This window comes from Nocardiopsis sp. Huas11, from assembly GCF_003634495.1.
In the GTDB taxonomy this organism is placed as follows: Bacteria; Actinomycetota; Actinomycetes; order Streptosporangiales; family Streptosporangiaceae; genus Nocardiopsis.
In genome coordinates this window covers 6,876,353-6,900,703 of record NZ_RBKY01000001.1, presented here as the reverse complement: position 1 = coordinate 6,900,703, position 24,351 = coordinate 6,876,353, and the positions used below count along the sequence as shown (strand labels likewise).

20 protein-coding genes and 1 pseudogene are annotated in these 24,351 nt (G+C 72.7%); 11 read left to right on the top strand and 10 right to left on the bottom strand.

Going from position 1 to position 24,351, the window contains the following annotated elements:
- Positions 1-13 precede the first annotated feature (13 nt).
- Positions 14-1,114, bottom strand: a pseudogene (locus DFP74_RS35285) (DUF4153 domain-containing protein); the annotation flags it as partial.
- A 473-nt stretch (positions 1,115-1,587) separates the two neighbouring features.
- On the opposite strand from DFP74_RS35285, the gene DFP74_RS30810 reads away from it, so the two are divergent.
- Complete coding sequence (locus tag DFP74_RS30810) at positions 1,588-1,779, top strand: ferredoxin (RefSeq protein WP_121187217.1); 192 nt, start codon at positions 1,588-1,590, stop codon at positions 1,777-1,779.
- 75 nt (positions 1,780-1,854) lie between these two features.
- On the opposite strand, the gene DFP74_RS30805 is transcribed toward DFP74_RS30810, so the two are convergent.
- Together DFP74_RS30805 and DFP74_RS30800 are read right to left on the bottom strand one after the other, a co-directional pair.
- The gene (locus DFP74_RS30805; RefSeq protein WP_121187215.1) at positions 1,855-3,111 is read right to left on the bottom strand and encodes an NAD(P)/FAD-dependent oxidoreductase; all 1,257 of its coding nucleotides are present in this window, start codon (positions 3,109-3,111) and stop codon (positions 1,855-1,857) included.
- Between the two features lie 47 nt (positions 3,112-3,158).
- On the bottom strand, positions 3,159-4,121 hold the full coding sequence (locus DFP74_RS30800; protein ID WP_121187212.1) for an asparaginase: 963 nt from the start codon (positions 4,119-4,121) through the stop codon (positions 3,159-3,161).
- A gap of 195 nt (positions 4,122-4,316) precedes the next feature.
- Here DFP74_RS30800 and DFP74_RS30795 point away from each other — a divergent pair, with 195 nt between their 5' ends.
- Positions 4,317-5,213: a PolC-type DNA polymerase III gene (locus DFP74_RS30795; protein ID WP_121187210.1), complete on the top strand. Its 897-nt coding sequence runs from the start codon at positions 4,317-4,319 to the stop codon at positions 5,211-5,213.
- A 36-nt stretch (positions 5,214-5,249) separates the two neighbouring features.
- Here DFP74_RS30795 and DFP74_RS30790 read toward each other — a convergent pair whose 3' ends face one another.
- From DFP74_RS30790 to DFP74_RS30780, 3 genes are all read right to left on the bottom strand, one after another.
- A complete protein-coding gene (locus DFP74_RS30790; RefSeq protein WP_121187207.1) occupies positions 5,250-5,501 on the bottom strand; it encodes a hypothetical protein in 252 nt (83 codons plus the stop codon).
- Between the two features lie 153 nt (positions 5,502-5,654).
- Positions 5,655-6,305 carry a TetR/AcrR family transcriptional regulator gene (locus DFP74_RS30785; protein ID WP_121187206.1) on the bottom strand — a complete coding sequence of 217 codons (651 nt, stop codon included), beginning with the start codon at positions 6,303-6,305 and terminating at the stop codon, positions 5,655-5,657.
- Between the two features lie 84 nt (positions 6,306-6,389).
- A complete protein-coding gene (locus DFP74_RS30780; protein WP_121187204.1) occupies positions 6,390-7,061 on the bottom strand; it encodes a heme oxygenase (biliverdin-producing) in 672 nt (223 codons plus the stop codon).
- A gap of 499 nt (positions 7,062-7,560) precedes the next feature.
- On the opposite strand from DFP74_RS30780, the gene DFP74_RS30775 reads away from it, so the two are divergent.
- The 5 genes from DFP74_RS30775 (at position 7,561) to DFP74_RS30755 (ending at position 12,875) form a co-directional block, all read left to right on the top strand.
- A complete protein-coding gene (locus DFP74_RS30775; protein WP_121187202.1) occupies positions 7,561-8,826 on the top strand; it encodes a PP2C family protein-serine/threonine phosphatase in 1,266 nt (421 codons plus the stop codon).
- Between the two features lie 23 nt (positions 8,827-8,849).
- Positions 8,850-10,847, top strand: coding sequence for an ATP-binding protein (locus tag DFP74_RS30770; RefSeq protein ID WP_121187200.1), 1,998 nt, complete (start codon positions 8,850-8,852; stop codon positions 10,845-10,847).
- 8 nt (positions 10,848-10,855) lie between these two features.
- A complete protein-coding gene (locus DFP74_RS30765; protein ID WP_053615061.1) occupies positions 10,856-11,290 on the top strand; it encodes a response regulator in 435 nt (144 codons plus the stop codon).
- A 104-nt stretch (positions 11,291-11,394) separates the two neighbouring features.
- On the top strand, positions 11,395-11,922 hold the full coding sequence (locus tag DFP74_RS30760) for a low molecular weight protein-tyrosine-phosphatase (RefSeq protein WP_121187198.1): 528 nt from the start codon (positions 11,395-11,397) through the stop codon (positions 11,920-11,922).
- Positions 11,923-11,936: 14 nt separating this feature from the next.
- Complete coding sequence (locus tag DFP74_RS30755) at positions 11,937-12,875, top strand: fructosamine kinase family protein (protein WP_121187196.1); 939 nt, start codon at positions 11,937-11,939, stop codon at positions 12,873-12,875.
- A 25-nt stretch (positions 12,876-12,900) separates the two neighbouring features.
- Here DFP74_RS30755 and DFP74_RS30750 read toward each other — a convergent pair whose 3' ends face one another.
- The 3 genes from DFP74_RS30750 to DFP74_RS30740 form a co-directional block, all read right to left on the bottom strand.
- On the bottom strand, positions 12,901-13,866 hold the full coding sequence (locus DFP74_RS30750) for a carbohydrate ABC transporter permease (protein ID WP_121187194.1): 966 nt from the start codon (positions 13,864-13,866) through the stop codon (positions 12,901-12,903).
- Positions 13,863-14,840: a carbohydrate ABC transporter permease gene (locus tag DFP74_RS30745; RefSeq protein WP_121187192.1), complete on the bottom strand. Its 978-nt coding sequence runs from the start codon at positions 14,838-14,840 to the stop codon at positions 13,863-13,865. Before DFP74_RS30745 ends, DFP74_RS30750 begins: the two co-directional genes overlap by 4 nt.
- A gap of 386 nt (positions 14,841-15,226) precedes the next feature.
- Positions 15,227-16,582, bottom strand: coding sequence for an ABC transporter substrate-binding protein (locus DFP74_RS30740; protein ID WP_121187190.1), 1,356 nt, complete (start codon positions 16,580-16,582; stop codon positions 15,227-15,229).
- 320 nt (positions 16,583-16,902) lie between these two features.
- Between DFP74_RS30740 and DFP74_RS30735 the strand changes: the two genes are divergently transcribed.
- Positions 16,903-17,994 carry a Gfo/Idh/MocA family oxidoreductase gene (locus DFP74_RS30735; RefSeq protein ID WP_121187188.1) on the top strand — a complete coding sequence of 364 codons (1,092 nt, stop codon included), beginning with the start codon at positions 16,903-16,905 and terminating at the stop codon, positions 17,992-17,994.
- A gap of 12 nt (positions 17,995-18,006) precedes the next feature.
- Here the strand turns inward: DFP74_RS30735 and DFP74_RS30730 are convergent, their stop codons facing one another.
- Entirely contained in the window at positions 18,007-18,927 is a 921-nt protein-coding gene (locus tag DFP74_RS30730; protein WP_121187185.1) for a LysR family transcriptional regulator, read from the bottom strand.
- A 123-nt stretch (positions 18,928-19,050) separates the two neighbouring features.
- On the opposite strand from DFP74_RS30730, the gene DFP74_RS30725 reads away from it, so the two are divergent.
- From DFP74_RS30725 to DFP74_RS34090, 3 genes are all read left to right on the top strand, one after another.
- Positions 19,051-20,304, top strand: coding sequence for an MFS transporter (locus DFP74_RS30725; RefSeq protein WP_121187183.1), 1,254 nt, complete (start codon positions 19,051-19,053; stop codon positions 20,302-20,304).
- A 171-nt stretch (positions 20,305-20,475) separates the two neighbouring features.
- Entirely contained in the window at positions 20,476-21,837 is a 1,362-nt protein-coding gene (locus tag DFP74_RS30720) for a four-carbon acid sugar kinase family protein (RefSeq protein ID WP_121187182.1), read from the top strand.
- A gap of 99 nt (positions 21,838-21,936) precedes the next feature.
- The gene (locus DFP74_RS34090; RefSeq protein ID WP_233571238.1) at positions 21,937-24,348 is read left to right on the top strand and encodes a serine/threonine-protein kinase; all 2,412 of its coding nucleotides are present in this window, start codon (positions 21,937-21,939) and stop codon (positions 24,346-24,348) included.
- Positions 24,349-24,351 lie beyond the last annotated feature (3 nt).

Sequence of the window (24,351 nt, the reverse complement as noted above, 5' to 3'; positions counted from 1 at the left end):
GCATCGTCACGAGCATGCCGAACAGGCGCAGGAGGCCCGAACCCGTCCCGACGGAGGTGAACATCCGCCCGAGGTAGGCGGCGAACACCGGGTCGGCGAGGGTGAACAGCAGCCCGAAGACCAGCAGGAGGCCGAGGGTCACCATCGAGGTGAGGATGATCGGCAGGACGAGGCCGGCGGCGCGCTTGGTGTTCAGGGGGCTGAGCAGGAAGCGCGGAGCGGCCGGCAGGTTGCGCATCAGGGCGAACGCGCTGGTGGCCACGCTGACGGCGTTGCGCCGCGCGGCGGGGTTGCGGGTGGCGAACGCCATCGAGGCCAGGAGGAGCGAGCCCGTGAGAGTCCACACGAGGACCCAGCCCGCGTCCCGCAGCGCCGCGGTGGCCAGCAGGACGGCCGCCAGAACGCCGAAGACCGCCGACCAGGTGTAGGCGTACCGGTCGGGCCGAGCGGGCGCCGCGGGTGGCGGATCGTCGGCGGTCCGGGGCCAGGGGGCGGCGTGGGCCTGGTGGGCGTGCTCGGGGTAGGCGTGGGCGACGTGGCCCGCGTGGCCGGGGGACGCGTAGCCCGGGTGGCCGTATCCCTGGTGGGGCGGCGCGGCGGGATGGGCGTGGCCCGGATGGCCGGGGGCGCCGTATCCCTGCTGGGGCCAGACGGCGTAGCCGGGGCGGGTCTGGTGGTCGCCCCACGCCGGTCCGGCGGCGGGATCCGCCTCGTGCCCGGGAGCCGCGTCGGGGTGGGCGTCCGGTGTGCCGTGGTGCTCGTGGTGGGGGCCCAGGTGGCGCGAGGGGCTCTCATCGCTCCCGCGGGACTCGTGGGCCGCGGCCGCCTCTCCTGGGCGCTCGGCGTCCGCCTCGGACGGCGCGGTGACCTCCGAATCGGGGTCGTCGTTCGCCGCGGACTCCGGGGGCGCGTCGGCTTCGGGACGGCCCTCCGGCTCATCCGTCCCAGAGCCCTCAGGGGGAGCGGGAGTCGCCGGGACGGTCGCGTGCACGCGGGGGTCCGCGCCCGACTCGGCGACGGCGCGGCCGTGCGGGGGAGCGGGAGACGGTGCGGGGTCCTCGTCGGGGGACTGCTCCGGCGGGACACCGCTCTCCGGTATGGCGGGGCGCACCATGAGGGCGGCCAGGGCGGTCAGGCCCGCGACCACCCCGGTGACCACCAGGCCGAGGCCCGGGCGGTTCAGCGTCGCCAGGAACGCCGCCACCACGCCGACGCCCACCACCGCCATCGGGAGCCACAGGGGCGCGTGGGGGAGTGGGACCTTCGGCGGTCGGGGCCGGGGCGGCGGCGGTCCGGCCCACCCCGGGTGGACCGGTCGCCCGTAGGCGTCGAATCCCGGTGCGCCGTGCGGCCGGGCGTACCCGGGCGCGGGCCCCTGCCGTCCTGCGCTGTCGTCCGTAGCGGTCACGTCGTCCTCTCCTCGGACGGCGGCCGGCCGCCGCCGTCGTCTGGAGGTAGGACCGGGAGCGACCGGTATTGGTTCACCTGAAAGGGACAGTGGGGCCGCCATCGCCCGTCGGGGTGTGTCCCGCGGCACATGCCCTAGGGTCGTACCGCCGACACCGTCCGCGCGAGGAGTGGAGAACCATGCGAGTCAAGGTCGACTTCGACCAGTGCGAGAGCAACGCCCTGTGCATGGGGGCCGCACCCGAGGTCTTCGAGGTCCGTGACGACGACTTCCTCTACCTGCTGACCGAGGAGCCCCCGGCCGAACTGCACGAGCGGGTGCGCGAGGCGGAGCGGCTCTGCCCCAAGCGCGCCATCAGCGTGCAGGACTGAGCGTTCCCGGGGAGCCGGTGGGGCCGGCGCCTCCGGCCGCCCGGGGCCTGCCGCCGGCGCCCCACCGGTGACGGCTCACGTCCTCGCGGCCGCCAACGCCTCGTCCCAGGTGGTGGGCTTCTCCAACAGACTCCGGTAGCGCATGGTGCGGGGCGTGGACCGCAGCCCCAGGACTCCGGTGAGCATGCCCCCGCGCCCCAGGAACGCGACGAACTTTCGGTCCTCCGGGGAGCCGTGCACGAAGGTGACCTCATCGGCCGGCGCACCCTGTCCGAGCAGCTGGATCTTCTTTTTGTATTGGTCCGACCAGAAGTAGGGCACCGGAGTGAAGGGCACCCGCCCCCGCCCGGCGAGCAGGTTGTGCGCGGCGGCGGTTCCCTGCTCGCTCGCGTTGGTCCAGTGCTCCAGCCGGATCCGCCCGCCGAAGCGGGGGTGCGGCCAGTTCGCGAGGTCGCCGACCGCGTACACGCCGGGCACCGAGGACTCGGAGTGCTCGTCGCACAGCACCGCGCCGTCGCCGAGCAGCTCCACCCCCGATCCGCGCAACCACTCGGTGTTCAGGCGCACGCCCAGTCCGGCCACCACCAGCGACGCCTCGATCGTGGTGCCGTCGGCCAACCGGACCCGCTCGACCCGGTCGCCGCCCTCGAATCCGACCACGCCGACGCCCAGGCGCACGTCCACGCCGTTCTCCCGGTGCAGCTCGGTGAACACCCCGCCGACCCGGGGGTCGATCGCCCGTGTCAGCGGGGTCGGCGCCGCCTCGATCAGCGTGACGCCCATGCCCACGGCGCGGGCGCTCGCGGCCACCTCGGCCCCCACGAACCCGGCCCCGACCACCACGACGTGCCCCGCGGAGTCGAACTCCGCGCGTACGGCCTCGGCGTCGTCGAGCGTGCGCAGCACGTGCACGCCCGCCAGGTCGGTGTCCGGGCGGCGGGCGCGGGCGCCGGTGGCGATGATCAGACCGTCGTAGCGCAGCGCCTCCGTGCGCCCGTCGGGCCCGGTCACGCTCACCTCACGCGCGGCGGGGTCCAGGCCCACGGCGCGCGTGCCCGTGCGCACGTCCAGGTCCAGGCCCTCCACCACCGCGTCGTCGAGCAGGCGGAGCGAGCGGTGGCCCACCAGCCAGCCCGGGTCGCCGCCGGAGGGCTCCATGCCGATCCCGGTCAGGACCTCCTTGGACAGCGGAGGGCGCGAGTAGGGGGCGTGGGGTTCGGCGCCGACGAGCGTCACCCGTCCCTCGAACCCCTTCCGGCGCAGCGCCTCGGCCGCGTGCAGACCGGCCATTCCGGCACCGGCGATCACCACGTCCCTCAGGTTGGACGGCACCGTGCACTCCCTTCGCTCAACGATTCCGAGGTGGCCCGCTCCACTCCCTAGAGGGGCCGGACCTCGCCCACGGGGGATCCGCCGCCGAGGACGTCGACGCGCAACCGGTCCTGGACCGGGGACACGTCCACTCCGAGGGTCCGCAGCGCGTCGAGCGCGACCAGCGTACGCGCCCGCTCCTCGGCGTCGCCATCGCTGATCTTGACCGCGACGGTCTCGCCGTCGGCGGCGCCGAGCAGCAGGACGCCGTCCGCGCCGATCTTGGAGACCAGACCCGGCATCCGGGTCATCAGGTCGGTGTCGGTCCGGTCGATGCCCGACACGTACTCGGGGTGGGAGCTCATGGCGTCCAGGACGGCGCGCTCGGGGCCGCCCTCGGGCGCCGTGCGCATGCGCCACAGCCCGCGCGCCAGCCCGGCCAGGGAGACGGCGAGCTGGGGCGCTCCGCAGCCGTCCACGGCGGTGTGCGCGACCGGCTCCTCGCACACGTCCTCGATCGTCTCGCGGATCAGCACCTGGAGGGGGTGGGCGGGGTCGAGGTAGTCCTCGGTGCTCCACCCCTGGTGCGCGCAGGCCGCCAGCATCGCGGCGTGCTTGCCGGAGCAGTTCATCAGCAGGCGCTCGGGCTCGCGTCCCGCGCGCAGGAAGGCCAGCCGCGCCTTCTTCCCGCCGGGGACGTCGGCCGGGCACCGCAGGGTGTCGGGGGTGAGCCCGGCGTCGGACAGGATCCGGCCGGCCTGGGCGGCGTGGACGTCCTCGCCGCCGTGGCTGCCCGCCGCGATCGCCAGCGAGGGCCCCTCCAGCCGAGCGCCCGCGCGGAGTACGGCCAGCGCCTGGAAGGGCTTGGCCGCCGAGCGCGGGAACATCGGCTGGTGGACGGGGCCCCGGGCGTGGGTGATGCGGCCGGACGCGGACAGGCCGACCACCGCCCCGTAGTGGACGCTCTCGCGCATCCCGGACCGGATGACCTCCGCCAGGGGGACGTACTCGGGCAGGGCGGTCTGGGTCATGCGGGCTCTCCTCGCCGTTGAGGTCGATGTGTACGAGAGTGTCCGCTGAGGGGCGGACACGCGTAAGAACGTTACATAACGACGGGTTCTTCCGTGCGGGAGGCCGTGTCGGGAACGGGGAGTAGGGTCGTTGCGGACGCCCGGCAGGCGCTGGACGCGCTGGTGGGACGGATGAGACGGGAAGTAGGCCACACGATGGGAACGCTGCGGATGGGCACGCTGACCCGGCGCCGGGTCGGTATGCGGGCGGCGGACCTGGAGTACGCGGTGCTCGACACCGAGACCACGGGGCTGGAGCCGCGCACCGGGGCCCGGATCGTCGAGGTCGCCGTCGTGCGGGTGCGCGGCGACGGGACGGTGGTCGAGGAGTTCAGCACGCTCGTGGATCCGCGTGCCGAGGTCCGCGGGCAGGAGTTCCACGGCATCGGCGACAGCGACACCGTGGGCGCTCCCACGGTGGCCCAGCTGGTGCCGCGCCTGGCCCGGCTGCTCTCCGGAGCCGTCGTGGTCAGCCACAACCTGGACTTCGAGCAGCGCTTCCTGGCCGCGGAACTGGTGCCCGCGGGGCTGCCCGGCGGCCAGTCCGGCCTGTGCACGCTGCGGGCGCTGCGCTCGCAGCTCGACCTGGAGCGCTACGCGCTGCCGAAGGCGTCCTACCAGCTCAGCGGAGACTGGCCGACCGGCCAGCACACCGCGCTGGGCGACGCGCGGGCCTGCGCCAAGCTGCTCGTGGAGATGATCGCCAACGCTCCGGGCGAGCTGCGCTACTCCGGTCCCGCGCCGAGGCTGCTGCCGATCCCCCCGGCCGGCCCGGCGACGCGCTGGAAGCCGCGTACGGCGTCGCTGCCCGGCGGACTCGACCCGCTGCGTCCGTGGCGTGCCCGGTGGCGTGCCATGGAGCTGGACCCGTGGCTGTGCGGCGGCTCGTTCGGGAAGACCGACCGGGCGATCGCGGAACTGGCGGCCTACCGGGACTCGCGCACGCGCGAGCGCGTGGCGACCGCGGCGGCGGTGACGGGCGGCATCGCCGCGACCGTCGCCGGCGGCCTCCTCGCCCGCCTGAGCAGGAAATGGACCGTAGGCCTGCGTTGAGCGCGGCGGTCCACACCCGCGCGCGGCGCCCCGGGCTCAGAAACCGGACAGGGTGAGGAAGAACGCCACGATGAGCGCGCTGCCGCCGACCGTGGTGAGCAGAGCGCGGCCCTGTTCGGTCAGCCGGGCGGAGACCCAGCGCAGGCGGGGCGGCACGGCCGTACGCCGCGCGGTCGCCACCCCCGCGCCGCGTGGGTCCGGGAGTCGGCCCGGGACGAACCTGGGCACCTTGTTGAACAGGGCGGTCGACACCAGCGCGGCGCCGACGACGATCAGCACGAGGGACACGTCGGGTAGGACCTCACGGTTCGAGGGGCGGGAAGGGGACGCAGCCCGAGGGCGGCTGCCCGATTCTCGCCGACATCGCCGCGCTGTATCGAGTCGGTATCGCTTCGCGTACGTAAGGGCGCCTGTTACGGACACGCCGTTATCGCGCAGAGCTTACGAGTCGCCACCGTACGTGGCCGAAGGGGGAAGGACCGTGTCGACGGTTTCGGCCGCCACTCCCAGGGCCCGCAGGACGAACCTGGTCACCAGGGCGTGGGTGCCGTCGATGTCGGTCTCGCCGCTGACGAGCGGGATGCGCTGCGAGCCCACCATCGACAGCGTGAGTCCGGCGGTGGCCTCGGACGGCAGCGGGTCGAACTCCCCGGCGGCGGTGCCGTCCTCCAGGATCTCGGTGAGCAGCCGCTGCATCGGCGCCACGTGCGCGGCGAGCGCCTGGTAGGCGTCCGGACCCAGGCTCGCGCCGAGTTCGGCGGCCGGCGGGTGCGGATGGGCCACGATGCCCTCCAGCTGGAGGCGGAGGAAGGCCGAGAGCCGCCGCGCCGCCGAGACGCCCGAGGGGAGCTCGCGCCGGTACCGCTCGACGAAGGCGGTGTTGACCTGCTCGGTGAAGGCCAGGAGCAGCGCCGGCTTGTCGGGGAAGTAGTTGTACAGCGCGGTGCGGGTGATGCCCGCGGCGTTGGCCACGTCGGTCATGGAGACGCGGTCGATCCCCTGCGACCGGATCAGCTCGTCGACCGCCTCCATGATGCGCTCCCGCGTCTGGGCGCGGTGCGCGGCGATGGTGGGGGCCGTGATCTTGGGCATGCTCCTATGGTGTCACGACCGGCGCCCCTGGCGGCCCCGCACGGACCGTCCCTCCGTGGGGGCGCCAGGGGGCCGGAATCCGGGTCACCGGCAGTGGGCGCGGCCGAGGTCGGCGAGGACCTCGGTGTTGAGCCGGTAGGCCAGTCGGGTCTCGTCGATGAGCCGCTGGGCGGCGGACTCGTCCAGGTCCAGGGCGTCGAGGCGGGCGCGGTAGCCGGCCTGGAACTTCGGCAGGCTGCCGAGCCGGTCGAAGACGTAGAAGGAGACTCCGCGCTCGTCGCTGAGCCCATGGGCCCGGGCCACGGCGCGGCGGATGAACTGGCCGCCGGAGACGTCGCCCATGTAGCGCGTGTAGTGGTGGGCGACGAACCCCTCGGGGTGGTCGGCCATCTGCTCGATGCGCGCCACGTAGGTGCGGGTGGCGAGGCTGGGGGAGATGTGGTCGCGCCACGTGGGGCCCAGCAGGTGCTCCAGGTCGCGGACCAGCGCGGGCAGGCGCAGGAGCTCGGGGTACATGAACCGTCCGGCCACGGGGTGGTCGGCCAGGCGCGATCCGAGGTCCTCCAGGGCGGCGTAGGCGAAGTAGTGCTGGGCGACCATGGCGGTGTACCCGTCGAGGGAGAGCGTGCCGTCCGTGAGCGCCCGCGTGAATCCGTGGTACTCGGCGGTCTCGTGGTCGTGCCAGGTGGCGGCCTTGAGACGGTCGGAGAACAGCTCGGGGGAAAGGGGGAGGGAGGCCTCGGCCGTCGCGCTCATGTGCGCTGTCCGCCTTCCAATCGGTGCATTTTCTGACATGATGTCATTTAGGGAGTCATTGCTCAAGGCTTATATGACATCCCGTCAGAAAAAGTGGGACGCGGTCTTCGTTCGGTCACGAGTGGTGACGACCGTCGGTCGGTACGGTCCGCCGGAACCGGACGCGGTCCGTGCTCCGCGTCACATGGTGCACATGCCCTTGCATGCGCATATGCCCGATGTGCCGGGTCCGTGGAATGACCGCCCCGTCAGACGGGTTGGGACCGGGCGGGCGCACGTGCGCGCCCGCAGGGGTGGCGGTTCCGTCCGCCATCGTTGGATGTGTCTCGTTACGCCCGCTGGTCAACAGGTCTTCCGGGCGATTATCGTTTGCATGTCGTGCGGTCCGAACCGCCGGGATGACCCGAGGTGTCCACCTGGGGTCCGGCGCGGCCAACGCACCTGACGGACGGCAGACCAAAGGCGATGAGTGGATAACAGGGGAACAGGGCACGATCCCGTGACGGTGATCAGTGGGGAGACGGCGGACGCCGCCTCCCTCAACGGGCACGCCGGACGCGGGGCGACCACCCTGGGTGACGACACCGCGCCGGACGATCGAGTGGAGGCTCCCGTCGAATCGGTTGACGTCCTGCTGGTCGAAGACGATCCCGGCGACGCCTTCCTCGCCGAGGAACTGCTCGCCGATACCGTCCTGGCCACGCGTATCACCTGGGTCTCCACACTCCAAGCGGCCCGGGACCACCTCAAGGGGTTCCGCGGCTGCGTCCTGCTCGACCTCAACCTCCCCGACGCCCACGGCCTCGACCTGCTGCGGGAGGTGCTGGAAAGCGCTCCCCTGGCGGCCGTCGTGGTCTTCACCGGCCTCGACGACGAGCACGAGGGGATCGCCGCCGTCTCCGCCGGCGCCCAGGACTACCTCGTCAAGGGGCAGGTCGACGGCTCCCTGCTGGGCCGCAGCATCCGCTACTCCCTGGAGCGGCGGCGCGCCGACGAGAACGCCCGCCAGCTCCACGAGGCGCGCATCCACGCCCGCGAGAACATGCGGCTGGAACGCGGCCTGCTGCCCCAGGTCCTGCTCCAGCGCTCTCCGCTGAGCCACCGCGCCTACTACCGGCCCGGCCGGGAGCGCGCCGTGGTCGGCGGCGACTTCTACGACGCCGTCGAGAAGGACGGCACCACCCACGTCATCATCGGCGACGTCAGCGGGCACGGCCCCGACGAGGCCGCCCTGGGGGTGAGCCTGCGCATCGCCTGGCGCGCCTTCATCATGGCGGGCGTGGCCGAGGACGCGGTCCTGCCCAACCTCGAGGACATCCTCGTCAGCGAGCGCGCCCAGGAGGAGATGTACGCGACGCTGTGCATGGCCAGCCTGGACACCGGCAGCGACCGCGTCCGCACCCGGGTCCTGGGCCACCCGCCCCCCATGGTCGTCCAGGACGGCACCGTCGTGGAGGTCCCGGCCACCCCCCAGCCCCCGCTGGGCGTCTACCCGGTCGAGCAGACCGACACCGACGAGGTCATCCTGCCCCGGGGCGCCAGCATGCTCTTCTACACCGACGGCCTGGTCGACGCCTACGACGGCGGACCGCCCTCGCGGCTGGAGGTCGCGGGGTTGCGCCGCATGGTCTCGGGCATCCTGGACCAGGGCGTGTCCCTCTCGCGGCTGCCCGAGCACCTCGTGGACGAGGCCGAGCGCAGCAACGGAGGACCGCTGCAGGACGATGTCGCGATGCTGCTCATCACGCACGGGGATCCGGAGTGAGACCCACAGGGGAGGGGGCGTCCATGGAGCCCGACGGCGAAGGATCCGGGCGCCCGTCCCCGGACACCGGTGTGTCCGACACCGGCACCGACACCCGCACCGCGCGACCACCCGCAGCCGACGACTTCGTCAACGGCGGGTCCCTGCAGCGGCGGGTCCGCGCCGGACACGAGTCCTGGAGCCTGCGCCGCCGCGTCACCAGCCTGCTGACCGTGGTCGCGGTGGTGCTCGTGGTGGCGGTCTCGGTCATCACCCTCGCCGCGCTCAACGCCCGCGACTCCCTGGAACTCCAGGTCGAGTCGCTCACCCCGGCGGTCTCCGCCGTGGAGCAGACCCGCTCGGCCTACCTCAGCCAGGACCACGCCCTGCGCGGCTACATCCTCACCGAGGACCGCGACTTCCTCCAGCCCTTCGTCGAGGCCCGGCTGCAGCTCACCGAGAGCCGCGCCGAGCTCACCGCGCTCGCCGAGAGCAACCCGGAGGTGGCCGACGGCATCGACGAGCTGCTAGGCGCCGGCACCGTGTGGACCGAGGAGTTCGCCGAGCCGGCGCTGGAGAAGGTGAACGCCGGCGAGGCCCCGACCCAGGAGGAGCTCCAGCGCGGCCGGGTGCTGTTCCTGGAACTGAACCGGGTCAGCGACAGCGCCGCGGCGCAGTTGCAGTCCGAGATCGACGACGCCCGCAGCGGCCTGACCATGGCCACCCAGCAGGTCGTCGCGCTGCTGGTCCTGGTCGGCCTGGTCGTGGTGTTCCTGTCGGTGTTCCTGTGGGTGATGCTCCAGCAGTGGGTGCTGCGCCCCCTGGAGGAGCTCGCCGGACACATGCGCCAGGTGTCGGAGGGCTTCTACGCCCACCGCATCTCCCTGCACGGCCCGCCCGAGATCGTCCGCCTGGGACGGGACGTCGACTCCATGCGCGAGCGGATCGTGCACGACCTGGACGAGGTCGCCTCCGCCCGGCGCAAGCTCCAGGAGCAGTCGACGCTGTTGGAGCACCAGACCGAGGAGCTGCGCCGGTCCAACCTGGAGCTGGAGCAGTTCGCCTACGTCGCCTCCCACGACCTCCAGGAGCCGCTGCGCAAGGTGGCGAGCTTCTGCCAGCTGCTCCAGCGGCGCTACCAGGGCCAGCTGGACGAGCGCGCCGATGCCTACATCGACTTCGCGGTCGAGGGCGCCAAGCGCATGCAGACGCTCATCAACGACCTGCTGGCCTTCTCCCGCGTGGGACGCACCAAGAACTTCGCCCCGGTGGACCTGGACGTGGCCCTCGGCGACGCCCTGAGCAGCCTCTCCACCCGGTTGGAGGAGGCGGGCGCGGAGGTGACCGGCGACCCCCTGCCCACGATCCAGGGCGACCGGACCCTGCTCACCCAGGTCTTCTTCAACCTGGTCGGCAACGCCGTGAAGTTCCGCGGCGAGGAGGACCCGCGGGTCCACATCAGCGTGGAGCGCCAGGGCGACGAATGGGTGTTCTGCTGTGCGGACAACGGAATCGGGATCGAACCGCAGTACGCGGAGCGCATCTTCGTGATCTTCCAGCGGTTGCATACACGTGAGAAGTACACCGGGACGGGCATCGGCCTGGCGATGTGCAAGAAGATCATCGAGTTCCACGGGGGACGGATCTGGCTGGACACCGGCTCGGACGGGGACGAACAGACCGCCACCACGGCCGTGACGCGCTCCGAACCGACCGGAACCCGCATATGCTGGGCTCTGCCCGCCGACACCGAGTCGGAACAAGGTCCCGAAGGGGAAGCGGTTTCACACAAGGGAACCGCCGAGCCGGAGGACCGCGTTAACTCCGACAGTGGAGTCGAGGGTACCGAGCAGGCCGGAACCGCCCCCGCGGAGCCGGCCTCCACGGCCGCACGACAGCCCGTTGGTACGCACGTACCGGGAAGAGACGGCGACACGCCGGACGACGAGTCCGGCGCCGAGCCCTCGGCCCGGACCGCGTACGGCGGCGGTACGGTTCCCCCCGGTCACGGGCGGGGCCCTGACAGGGGTCTGGACGTTTGAGCGAGGTCATGTTGGTGCATCCCATCGAGGTGCTGCTGGTCGAGGACGATCCTGGCGACGTCCTCATGACCAAGGAGGCGTTCGAGGAACACAAGCTGGGCAACCGGCTGCACGTGGTGTCCGACGGCGTCGAGGCCCTCCGTTTCCTGCGCCGCGAGGACGAGTTCGCCGACGCCCCCCGCCCCCATCTGATCCTGCTGGACCTCAACCTGCCCCGCAAGGACGGCCGTGAGGTGCTGGAGGAGGTCAAGGCCGACGACGACCTGGCGCACATCCCCATCGTCGTCCTGACGACCTCCGAGGCCGAGGAGGACGTGCTGCGGAGCTACCGCCTGCACGCCAACGCCTACGTGCCCAAGCCGGTCGACTTCGACCAGTTCATCAGGGTCGTGCGGCAGATCGACGACTTCTTCGTGACCGTGGTGCGCCTGCCCAAGGGCTAGGGACCCACCCGTCGGGGCCTCCTTCATGGCCGCGTGGCCGTGACGGTGCGAACTCGCGGCTCCGGAGCGGGTGGCGGGCGCCGTTTTTCGTTACGGTAAGAGGTATGAGCTTGCCGGAACCGCGTGATCCCACAGGCCCCTACCGCGTCAGCGTCGTGTGCCTGGGCAACATCTGCCGCTCTCCCATGGCCGCGAAGGTCCTCACCGCCGATCTGGAACGGGCGGGGATGGCCGACCTGGTGGAGGTGGACAGCTCCGGGACGGGTGACTGGCACGTGGGCGGCGGCATGGACCCGCGCGCGGCCTCGACGCTGCGCGTCCACGGCTACCTCACCGAGCACACCGCCCGTCAGTTCGAGCCGTCCGACCTGGCCGACCGCGACCTCGTCCTGGTCATGGACCTGGACAACTTCGACGTGGTGCGGCGGGTCGTCGACGAACGGGGCGAGGAGTTCGGCTTCGACATCTCCAGGCTGCGCCTCTTCCGCTCCTTCGCGCCCGCCAGCGGCGCCAACCCCGAGGTGCCCGACCCCTACTACGGCGGTGACGACGGCTTCACGGCCGTGCTGAACATGCTGGAGTCCGCCGCCAAGGGCCTGACCGGCGAACTCGTCGCACGGCTGCGCGGGTGAACGGGGGCCCGGCCATGCGACCCGTCGGCGGCGGGGATGACGGAGACGACGGAGACGACGGCGCCGGGGACCGCCGCCGGGACCCGGTCGACGGCACCCTGGCCGAACGCCTCACCGCCCTGGTGGGGCGGGAGGTTCGGCGCGCCGCGCGGGCCGGGAACAGCCACGACTGGGAGATCGCCTACGCAGAACTGGCCGACGGCTCCCGGCTGTTCGTCAAGTCGCTGCCGCGCGAGGCCGAGCCCAGCGGGGTGTTCACCGCTGAGGCCCGCGGGCTGGAATGGCTGGGCCGGGCCCCCGACTCTCCCGTACTGACCCCTCTGGCCTGGGACGACCGCATCGTGGTCCTGCCGTGGGTGCACGAGTGCGAACCCACCCCGCAGGCGGCCGAACGGCTGGGCCGGCGCCTGGCCCGGACCCACCTGGCCGGCGCCGACTACTTCGGGGCGCCCTGGCCGGGCTTCATCGGACCGCTGCCCCTGGACAACACCCCCGCGCGGGACTGGCCGCGCTTCTACGCCGAGCAGCGCCTGCGCCCGTACCTGCGCCGGGCGCTGGACAACGGCGGCCTGACACCGACCGACGCCCGGATCGTCGAGCGGGTGGTCGACGGCGTCGAGGACCTGGCCGGCGCGTCCGAACCGCCCGCCCGCATCCACGGCGACCTGTGGAGCGGCAACGTGCTGTGGGGGGCGCGCGACGCGGTCCTGGTGGACCCCGCCGCGCACGGCGGCCACCGGGAGGCCGACCTGGCCATGCTGGCGCTGTTCGGCCTCCCGTACCTGGACCGCGTCCGCGACGCCTACAACGAGATGGCGCCGCTGCCAGCGGGTTGGCGCTCGCGCGTGGCCCTGCACCAGATGCACCCGCTCCTGGTGCACGTGTGCCTGTTCGGCGCCGCCTACCGCACCACCGCCATGGAGGCCGCCCGCGCCGCTCTGCGCGGCGGCTGACGGCCTCCCTGGGGCGTTCTGGGCGTCAGCCCTTGACGCTGCCCGCCAGCAGGCCGCGCACGAAGTAGCGCTGGAGCAGGAAGAACACCACCAGCGGCACGATCATGGACACGAAGGCGCCGGCGGTCAGGCGGTGCCAGGCCTCGCCGCGGGTGCCCGCGAGCTCGGCCAGGCGCACCGTCAGCGGTGCCGTCGCGCCGTCGCCGCCCGTGAAGATCAGGGCGACCAGCAGGTCGTTCCACACCCACAGGAACTGGAAGATGCCCAGCGAGACCAGGGCCGGGGCGATCAGCGGGAGCACGATGCGCAGGAAGATCGTGCCGTGCCCGGCACCGTCCACGCGCGCGGCCTCGAACAGCGTGCTCGGCAGCTGCGAGATGAAGTTGTGCAGCAGGAAGATGCCGAGCGGCAGCCCGAAGATCGTGTGCGCCACCCACACGTTGGTGAACTCCATCGCCCCGCTCAGCTCCCAGGCCGGCAGGATCTGGGTCTCGCCGATGGACACGCCCTGGGAGAAGAAGCTCAGCAGCGGCACGAGCGACATCTGCAGCGGGACGATCTGGAGGGCGAAGATGCCGAGGAAGATCCAGTCCCGGCCGCGGAAGTCGATCCACGACAGCGCGTAGGCCGCCAGGGCCGCGATGCCGAGCACGAACACCGTGGCCGGCAGCGTGATGACGAACGAGTTCACGAAGTGGGTGGCCAGCTGCCCGTCGCTGCTGGTCCCGAAGAGCACGTCCCGGTAGTTGTCCAGGGTGACGTCGGGGGAGGCGAAGAACGTCCACCACCCGGTGGTCCGGATCTGCTCGGCCGGGCGGAACGAGGAGACCAGCAGGCCCGCCGTGGGCAGGGTCCACACCACGGCGATGATGACCGCCGCGATGCCGGCCGAGGAGCCGGACAGCCGGCGCCGCACCCGGGCGGCCGCGCCGCCGTCCGGCTCCCGCCTGCGCGCGCGGGCCTGCGCGGTGGGTGTCGTCGTCGGGGTCATGCGAGCTCCCTCGCCTTGCGCGTACGTCGGATCTGCACGATGACCAGCGGGACCACCAGGAGGAAGAGGAACACGGCCAGGGCCGAGCCCTGTCCGATCTGGCCCTGCTGGAAGGCCTGGCTGTACATCTCGTTGGCGATGACGCTGGTGCCGTAGTTGCCGCCGGTCATGGTGCGGACGATGTCGAACACCTTCAGGGTCTGCACCGTGATGGTGATGAGGACGACCAGCAGGGTCGGCCACACGGACGGCAGGGTGATCCGTGTGAAGAGCTGCCAGGCTCCGGCGCCGTCGATCCGCGCGGCCTCGACGATCTCGGAGGGGATGGCCTTGATCGCGGCGGACATGACGACCATCGCGAAACCGGCCTGGACCCAGATCAGGACCAGGATGAGCAGGAAGGTGTTGACCGGCTGGTTGAGCAACCAGAGTTGTGGTTCACCGCCCAGCAGGACGACGATCTGGTTGAACAGCCCGTACTGTTCCTGGTCGGCGGGGCGGTAGGCGAAGACGAACCGCCAGATGATGCTCGCGCCGACGAACGAGATCGCCATCGGCATGAACACCATGGACTTGGCGATCGACTCGAAGCGCGAACGGTCGATGAGGATCGCGTACAGCAGGCCGACCGCGGTGGCCAGGACCGGCGCGAACACCACCCACAACAGGGTGTTGCGCAGGACCAGGAGGATCTCCGGGCGCTGGAACATCCACAGGTAGTTGGTCAGTCCGATGAACTCGGTGCCCGTGCGGTCGTAGAAGGACAGCATGGTGGTGCGCAGCACCGGGTAGACGACCCCGCCGATCAGCAGGATCAGCGCGGGAGCGAGGAAGAGGATCGCCTGCCAGCGGTCGCGTCGGGTGCGCGGCATGTCGATGACCACGAGCATCAGGCCGATGACGGCGAGGAAGCCCGCTATGCCGATGAGCATCCACACGACCTTGGGCAGGTCGTTGAGGAACGAGTACTCCATGGGGAGCCCTTTGTCAGTGCCTGGGAACGGGGGCCCGGGGTGAGCCGGGCCGCCGCCGGGGGGAAGCGGTGGGAGTCGACCTGGATGCCCGGGGTGTCCCCGGGGCGGAAGGGCGGTGTGCCCTCCCACCCCGGGGGCGTGTTCCGGGCACGGGCCTTCCGCGCCCCCGAGGGCCGGGCGGTCGAACGCGTGGGCGCCGCGGCCTCAGGGGGTTGCGCGAAAGGCATCGGCCTCCCCGGCCCCTGGGGGCCGGAGGTGGGCCGTTCGGCCCGCGGGGGGCGTGGGGGGCGCGCCGAGCACGTAACCGGGAAAGGCTGCGCCGCAGGCGTCCGTTGAGGGTGGTGGCGGGCGACGGGCGGGCCTGCGAGGGCGCCAGGAAGCAGGGCCTACCAGGCCGACTCGATGCCCTCCAGCACCTCCTCGGTCGAGCTGCCGGTCACCCAGTCGACCATCCCGCCCCAGAACACGTTGGTGCCGATGGACGAGGGCATGGCGTCACTGCCGTCGAAGTGGAACACGGTGTCCGGGTTGTTGAGCACCTCGGCCGCGAACTGGTCGGTGGGGTCGGCCAGGTTGGCCGGGTCCAGGTCCTGGTGGGCGGAGACCCAGGCGCCCTCGGAGGCGCGGCTGTCGGCGTACATGGCCGTGGACAGGTACTCGTGGACCGCGACGACCTCGGGCCGGTCGTCGAAGGGCACCGCGAACTCGCCGCCGCCCATGATCGGGATATCGCCGCCCTCCTCCAGCGGGGGCATGACGAAGCCGTAGACGTCACCGTCCTCGGCGATCTCGACGTCCTCCTCGAACTGGGCGCCGTAGAACGAGCCCATCAGGTACATGGCGCAGCCGCCGTCGAGCAGGGGCAGGCCGGCCTCCTGGAAGGAGGTGACGGCGATGCTGTCGGTGCCGCCGAAGGTGCCGTTGACGTAGTCGTCGTTGCGGACGATCCCGTCGACCAGGTCGAAGGCCTCGGTGACCTCGGGGGAGTCGAAGGCCACGTCGTGGGAGATCCAGTCGTGGTAGACGTCGGTGCCCGAGGTGCGCAGCAGCGCGTTCTCGATCCAGTCGGTGCCGGGCCAGCCGGTGGCGTCGCCGGACTCGAAGCCCACGCACCACGGCTTGGTGCCGTCCTCGGCGATGGCGTCGCTGAGATCGAGCATCTCGTCCCAGGTCGTGGGGACCTCGTGGCCGTTGTCGCTGAAGTACGTGGGGGAGTACCAGACCATCGACTTCATGTTGGCGCCGTAGGGGGAGCCGTACAGTTCGCCGTCGACGCTGGCGTAGCCCTGCCAGTCGTCGCCCCAGCCGGCTTCGACGTTCTCGCGCACGCCGTCGGAGACGGGGAGGGCGTGGCCGTCCTCGACGACCCGTTGCAGGAGGCCGGGCTGGGGGATCAGGGCCAGGTCGGGGGCGTTGCCGCCGTCCAGCCGGATGGGGAGCTGGGCCTCGAACTCGCCGCTGCCCTCGTGCTGGACGTTGATGCCGGTGCACGCGGCGAACTCGGCCCAGGAGCGGTCCATGCGCTCGGCTTCTTCGTCGCGGATGGAGGAGTAGATGTCGACGGTGCCGCCGATGTCCTCCCACTGCTCGTAGGGGGAGCAGTCCATGTCCGCGGTGTCCGTACCGCCGCCGGATCCGCCTTCTCCGCTGAGATAGCCGCAGCCCGACGCAAGGAGGGTGAGGCCGCCCGCCATCGCGATCATCGCGTGGCGTGTCGGTGTCCGGCCGTTCGTTCGTCCCATGGAGGCCCTTTCGTCGCTCGCCCGGCCAAGGTTCAGGCGCGAGTCCAGACATGGGGTGTGACCCACGTCATCCATCGTGAAGATGTAAGTCTTATTTCCGCCAAATGTCCAGAGATCCTGCAATAACTTGCGTAACGATACGAAAACTTGCAGGCATCGGTGGCAGAACGCCCCGGTGAGCCGTGTGCGGCGGGCCGTTCGTCCGTCCCCCGCACAGGCGACCCCCGCCGCGCGGGGGCCGTGGCCCGTGCGCCGACGCGTCCCGAGCGGACCGGGGACGCGCGAACCGGACACCCCGCGCAGGTCGTAGGTTGGTGCACATGGCTGACGCATCGCACCGCCCTGACCTGGGCGCACCCGACGGACCGGAACTGCACGTCGCCCTCGTGGGCTACGGCAAGGGAGGCGAGGTCTTCCACGCTCCGCTCATCGACGCGGTCCCCGGCCTACGCCTGTCCGCGATCGTCACGGGCAACCCCGAGCGGCGGGCCTCGGCGCGGAAGCGCTACCCGGGGGTGACCGTGTACCCCACCGCGGCCGACCTGTGGGCCGACGCCGCCCACTACGAGATCGCCGTCATCACCACCCCGAACGACACCCACGCCCCCCTGGCCAGGGCCGCGCTGGACGCCGGCCTGGCGGTGGTCGTGGACAAGCCGTTCGCGCTCACCGCGGACCAGGCGCGCGAGCTGACCGACCGGGCCGACCGGGCCGGTCAGGTGCTCACCGTGTACCAGAACCGCCGCTGGGACGCCGACTTCCTGACCCTGTGGGGCCTGATCGAGGAGGGCGCCCTGGGGCGGGTGCACCGCTTCGAGTCGCGGTTCGAGCGCTGGCGTCCCCAGGCCAAGGGCACCTGGAGGGAGAGCGGCGCGGTCAGCGACGGCGCGGGCATCCTCTACGACCTGGGCCCGCACCTCATCGACCAGGCCGTCAACCTGTTCGGCCCGGTGGAGTCCGTCTACGCCGAGATCGACTCCCGGCGCCCCGGCGCGAGCGCCGACGACGACGTGTTCCTGGCGCTCACCCACCGCGGCGGCGTCCGTTCGCACCTGTGGATGAGCGCGCTCGCCGCCCAGGTCGGCCCGCGCTTCCACGTCCTGGGCGACCAGGGCGCGTTCACCAGCCACGGCATGGACGGGCAGGAGGAGCGCCTGGTCGCGGGCGAGCGCCCGGAAGCCGAGGACTGGGGCGTGCTGCCGGAGGCCTCCTGGGGGGTGCTCGGAGCCGACGGCGACACCCGGCCGGTGCCCAGCGCGCGCGGCGCCTACCCCGAGTTCTACGCCGGGGTCCGCGACGCCGTGGGCGAGGGCGAGCCCCTGCCGGTCGACCTCCACGAGGTGGTCCACGGCCTGGAGATCATCGAGGCCGCGATGCGCTCCGCCGCCTCCGGCACGGTGCACCGGCTCTAGAACGACCGGCGGTCAGTGGGCCCAGTGCGGAGTCCAGGTGCGGCCGCCGGTGTGCTCGCGTGCGGCGGCGAGGCGGTCCCGCAGGGCAGCCAGGGCCGGGTGCGGATTGTCGGCCCGCCAGACCAGTGAGTGCGGATAGACGGGGACCGGGTCCCGCAGGCCGACGCGTCGCAGGCCGTCGTCGGCCGGCCGGACGAGCCCGGTCCCCTCGCCGACGATCGTCGCCAGGGCCGGAGAGCCGGCGATGGTGTCGAGCAGCGGCTCGGTCCCGAAGTCGGGTCCGGTCGCCTCGATGGTGAGGCCGAACGCGGCGGCGAGGTCGGCGTAGTAGGCGGCCCACTCCGTCCCGGGGACGAGGCCGGGCATCCAGATCCGGTGGCCGGCGAGGCGGCCGGTCGCCACGGAGCCGGCCTCGGCCAGCGCGTGCGCCGGTCCGGTGAGGAGCTGGAGGGCCTCGTCCAGGACTCGGATGGAGACCACCCCCTCGGGCAGGCGCCGCCCGTCGACCGCGCGCACGCACGCGTCGACGGAGCCGGCGCGGACCGCGTCGACCGCGGCGGCGGCGTCGCGCAGGGTCAGGACGTCGAGTTCGGTGCCGGGGCGCGCGTCGCGGAAGCCGCGGAGGAGGTCGGCCGGGGCCAGGCGCCGCCCGACCACGTCCACGCGCAGCGCTCGGGCGCCGGGCCGCACCGACGCGGCCGCCCGTTCGGCGGCTCGCAGGAGGTCGCGGGCGTGCGGCAGGAACGCCTCGCCGTCGACGGTCGGGCGCGTGCTCCCCGCACCGCGGACGAACAGGCGAACGCCGAGCTCCCTCTCCAGCGCGGCCACGCGCTTGGAGACGGCCTGCTGGGTGACGGACAGGTCGACGGCGGCGTCCTGGAAGCGTCCGGCGTCCGCGATCGCCACGACGGTGCGCACCGCTTCGAGATCCACGCCGCGATCCTACGTTCCACAACCGATGGTTGTGCGTCCCCGTCCACAGGGTTGTTTGACCGTCCTCCGGCCGTGCCGATGTGATGGCGCGGGACGGCGGGGCGGGGCGATCGGGGAGCGGGCGTGGGGGAGCGGCGGTCGCTGGGGCGGCCCTTCGGGTGGTTGTGGGCGTCGTACTCGGCCAGTGCCATGGGGACGGGGCTGGCCTTCGGCGCGTTCCCGCTGATCGCGATCCTCGCGCTGGACGCCGGGCCGGCCCAGGTCTCGGTCCTGGCGGCCGTGGGTCCGGCGGTCGGTGCGCTGGTCGCGGTACCGCTGGGGCCCTGGGTGGAGTTCCGCCGCAAGCGCCCGGTGATGATCGCGATGGGCCTGGTCCGGTGCGCGGCGCTGGCGAGCCTTCCCGTGGCCTTCGCGCTGGGCGTGCTCGGTTTCGCCCACCTCCTGGCGGTCTCGGTGGTCCTCGCCGCGGCCGACATCGCCTTCCGCGCGGCGAGCGGGGCGTGCCTGAAGGAGATCGTGCCGTCCGGGGGACTGGTCGCGGCCAGTGCGCGCCTGGAGGCCACGACCTGGACCGCCACCGTGCTCGGACCGCCGCTGGGCACGGCCGCCATCGGTGTGTTCGGCCCGGTGGTGACCGTGGTGGCCGACGCGGTCGGCCACCTGCTCTCCGCGGTGGGGATCCGAGCGATGGGCGGCCGGGAGCGGCGGCCGGAGCGCGCCGCGCCGCCCGGGGAGCGAGGGGGAGCCGGCGGTGCGCGGCCGGGGATCGGCGACCTCTTCGACGGGTGGCGCTTCCTCCTGGCGCAGCCGTCCCTGCGCCGCCTGTTCTGCAACGCCCTGGCGGTGAACGCCCTGGTCATGTCGACAGCGCCGCTGCTGACCGTCCTCATGCTCGGCGACCTGGGGTTCGCGCCCTGGCAGTACGGGCTCGCCTTCGGGGTGCCGTGCGCGGGCGGTCTGATCGGGGCGTGGGCCGCTCCGCGACTTGTCACCCGCTGGGACCGGCGCACGGTGCTGCTCGCCGCGGGGACGGCACGGGCGTGCTGGCTGGTCGGACTGGCCGCGGTCGGTCCCGGCACGGCCGGGCTCGTGCTGGTCATCGCCGTGGAGTTCGCGATGATCACCTGCATGGGCGCGTTCAACCCGGTGCTGGCCGCGGTCCGGCTCGAACTGACCCCCGCTGACCGGGTGGCGCGGGTCCTGACGGCGTGGTCGGTGACCGGCAGGGCCGTCACCGCGGCGGTGACCGCCCTGTGGGGGCTGTTGGCGGCCGTCACCGATCCCCGGACGGCGCTCGCGGCCGCCGGTGTGCTGCTCCTGGCCACCCCGCTCCTGCTGCCCCGGACCCTGGAGGGGTCGTCCGGGTCTCGCGGATGAGCTCGCGGTCGGCAGGCGGTCCCCCGCAGGCGCGCCGCACCCGCCGGTGGTCCCCGGCCGCGCTCCGCGGGGCGGTTCCCCGAGCTCCGGGCACCCTCGGCGCTCTCCTTTGGGCCTATGTTGGAGGGGAGGTTACCCCAGAGTTTCGCGAACGACCGAAGGAGACGTGCCGTGGCCCAGGTCCTCGTGGTGGCAGACGACCTCACCGGCGCCAACGCCACCGGTGCCAGGTTCGCCCGGACCGGGATGCGTGTGGCCACCGTGACGCCCGAGCACGTGCGCAGAGTGGCCGACGACTACGACGTGGTCGTCGCCAACCTCGACAGCCGCCACGTCCCGGCCGAGCAGGCCACCGATCTGGTCACCGACGTCATCGAGGCCGTCTGGCCGGTGGGACTGGTCGTCAAGCGCACCGACAGCACCCTGCGCGGCAACATCGGCGCGGAACTGGAGGCGGCCTACGACGCCGTGCGGGAACGCGTGCCCGCCGAGACACGGGTGCGCGTCCTGTTCGTCCCCGCCTTCCCCGGCTCCGGGCGCATCACCGAGGACGGCGTGCAGCTGCTGCACGGCCGTCCCCTGGAACACACCGAACTCGCGCAGGACCCCCTCTGCCCGATGTCCACCAGCGTGGTCGCCGACATCCTCGCCGAGCAGACCGACCTCGCCGTCCGGCACGTCCCCGTCCGCAAGGTCACCCAGACCATGCTCACCGCCGAACTCCTGGCGGGGGACGAACCGGTCGTGGTCTGCGACGCCGGCACCGAGCAGCACCTGACCGACATCGCCGACGCCGCGGCCGCCGCCCACCACGAGGACGGCACCGTATGGCTGGCCGTGGACCCCGGGCCCACCGGCGCGCTCCTGGCCTACGCCCTGCGCCTGCGCGGCCAGGCCGGATCGCGCGGGCCGCTGCTGGGCGTGGCGGGCAGCACCACCGACCTGACCCGCCGCCAGCTGGCGACCGTGGCGCGTACGGGCGCGGTGCGGTTCGTCGACCTCGACGCGGTGCTGCTCAGCGACCCCGACAGCGACCACGCCGACACGGTCGCACGTGAACTGGCCGACCAGCTCACGTCGTCGGGTTTCCCGGACTTCTGTGTGCTGCGCGTGGTGACCACGTCCGAGCGCGTGCGCGAACTGCCCGTCCAGGCCCGCGCCGAACTGCCCGGCCGGGTGGCGAGCCTGGTCGCGGACGTGGTCAACGAGGTCGCCGACACCACCGGCACCCACGCGCTGCCCAGCGGCCTCTTCCTGACCGGCGGTGACCTGATCGCCAGCCTGCTGGACGAACTGGACGTGCACGCCGTCGACATCGGCGGTGAGGTCGTGCCGCTGGCCGTCCACGGGCACCTCGGCGGCGGGCCGCTGGACGGTACCCCGATCGTGGCCAAGGGCGGGCTGGTCGGCGACGACATCACACTGGTGGAGTGCCTGGCCAAGCTGCGCCGCGCGGTGCAGACGCGCCTGCACCAGGTGCACTCGGAGGTCTCCGAGCACGTGGTCCCCTCGCTGTCGCGCGACCCCGCCTGAGCGGTGGCCCGCCCCGGCGCCGGGGACGGGGCAGGGGAACCGTGAACGGACGGCACCGTTGCGACGTCTCACGGGGTATCGAACTCGAGGAGACCCCCCATGCCCCCCATGGACTCCCCAGGCCCGCCTCCGACGTCCCTTCCCTCCGGGTTCCTCCCCCTGGCCGAGGGCGATCCGGCCGAGGTCGGACCCTTCCGGCTGGTCGGCCGTCTCGGCGCGGGCGGCATGGGAGCGGTCTACGGAGCACTCGACGGCGCTGAACGGCACGTGGCCGTCAAGGTCGTGCACGCCCGCTACGCCGCCGATGCCGCCTTCCGGGCACAGTTCGCCCAGGAGGCCGCACTCCTGCGACGGGTGGACGCGGAGTGCGCGCCCGCCTTCCTCGGCGCCGACCCCGACGCGGAGCGGCCGTGGATGGCCACCGAGTTCGTTCCGGGCGCGACCCTGGGCGCACACGTGCGCGAGCACGGCGTCCTCACCGGGGACCGGCTCCTGTCCTTCGCCGCCGGTACCGCCGAGGCGCTCGCCGCCGTCCACCACGCCGGGGTCGTGCACCGCGACATCAAACCGGCCAACGTGATCCTGTCCCCGACCGGGCCCAGGGTCCTCGACTTCGGCATCGCCCGGGCCACCGACGACCGCGCTCCCGAGGAGGGCGTCTTCGGCACTCCCGGATGGATCGCGCCCGAGCGCCTCGACGGAGCGGAGAGCACCCCCGCCGTCGACGTGTTCGCCTGGGGAGGACTCGTCGTCTACGCGGCCACCGGGCACGGGCCGTTCGGCACGGGGGACACCGCCACGCTCATCGCCCGCGCCCGCTCGGCCGAACCCGACCTGGAGGGCGTCCCCGAGGAACTGCTGCCGCTGGTGTTCCGGTCGCTGTCCCGCGATCCGGCCGAGCGTCCCGCCTCGGTGGAGGCCTTCGCCGCGGTGCTCGACCTCACCGGCGCCGGCGGTCCCACCGACGATCTCCGCACCCGCCTGCGCGCCCTCCTGACGGGGACGTGGACCGGATTCGCGGCGGTGCGGGGCGCGGGTCCCTGGGTCGCCGCGGCCGGGTCCGTGGCCGCGCTCACCGGATCCTCCGCCCTGGTGGGCGGCGGCGCCGCGGCGGGCGGAGCCGCGGGCGCCACTGGAGTCGCGGGGGCCACCGGAGCGGCAGGAGCCACCGGAGCCACCGGTCTCTCGGCGGCGGCCGCGCAGGCGGGCGGCGCGGGCACGATCGCCGGGATGAGCAAGCTGACCGCCCTCGCTGTCGCCACCGCCACCGCCGCGTCCGTCACCACCGGCGCCTGGGTCGGCGGCCGGCTCTACTCCGACCAGCCGATCCTGCCCTTCGGGGAGCAGAGCGCCACCGCGGAGCCCTCTCCCGAGGGGGAGCGCGTGGAGTTCCGGGGCATGACGCTCACCCTGCCGGAGGGATGGACGGCGCTGACCGTGGAGGAGGAGTTCGGGAACTTCTCCGTGGAGGAGGAACGCGTCACCGAGGAGTGGATGGTGCTCTACCCCGGCGGGCAGGAGGGGTGCGCGGAGGTCGACTGGACCTGGAACCACCCCGGGGAGCTGCCCCGGTGCGACCACGTCAAGGTCCTCGGACCGGCCGGTATCGACTACGGCGGTGAGACGTGGCTGCCGATCACGGAGAACGCGCCCGCCGGGCGACAGGGCCGGTACGCGCCCGGAACGAACGCTGGGCCGTGCCCGTACGACGTCGAGCTCCGGGTCCCGACCGGTGGCGAGAACGAAGCGGACCTGGAGTACCGCACCGTGGACGTCGGCGACAGGGACGCCTCCCACGCCGTCGGCTCGGTGCGCTGCGTCGACGTGGAGAACCTGGAGAACACCGAGTTCTGGTCCTTCGAACAGCGCACCTGGCTGCTCGACGAACCACAGATCCTCGTCGTCGACGAGTACGGGATCGAGGAGCTGGACGCGATCCTCGCCGGCGCCGAATGGGGCGAGATCGAGGAGGAGGACACCCAGACGGTGGAGTTCCGGGGGATGACGCTGGAACTGCCCGCCGAGTGGGAGGTCGAGCGGCGGGAGGAGACCGGCACCCCGTTCGAGGGACCGGCGGCGACCAGCGAGGCGATCACCGTGGGCACCGATCCGGACTGCACTCCCGGGGAGACCGGAATGGAGTGCCCGCGGTTCCACATCCTCGGACCGGCGGGCATCGCGGTCGGAGACGAGATCAATCCCATGACCGAGGACGATCCCTACTATCCGCGCACCGACGTCATGCTGTGCCCGCCGCTTCAGTACGTCCGGGGGCCGGGCGAGGTGGCCGAGGAACAGGACCTGGCCCCGATCGGGGAGCGGATGGCCTTCTACCGGGTGTGGGAGATCGGCTGCCTGTCCCTGGAGGAGGCGCCGCCGGCCGGCGGCAGCCTCGCCACGTTCTTCGAACAGCGCTACTGGCTGCTCCCGGAGTCGGAGATCCTCGTCGTGGACGAGTACGACACCCCGGGACTCGACGAGATCCTGGCGCGGGCCGACCTGCCCGCCTGACGG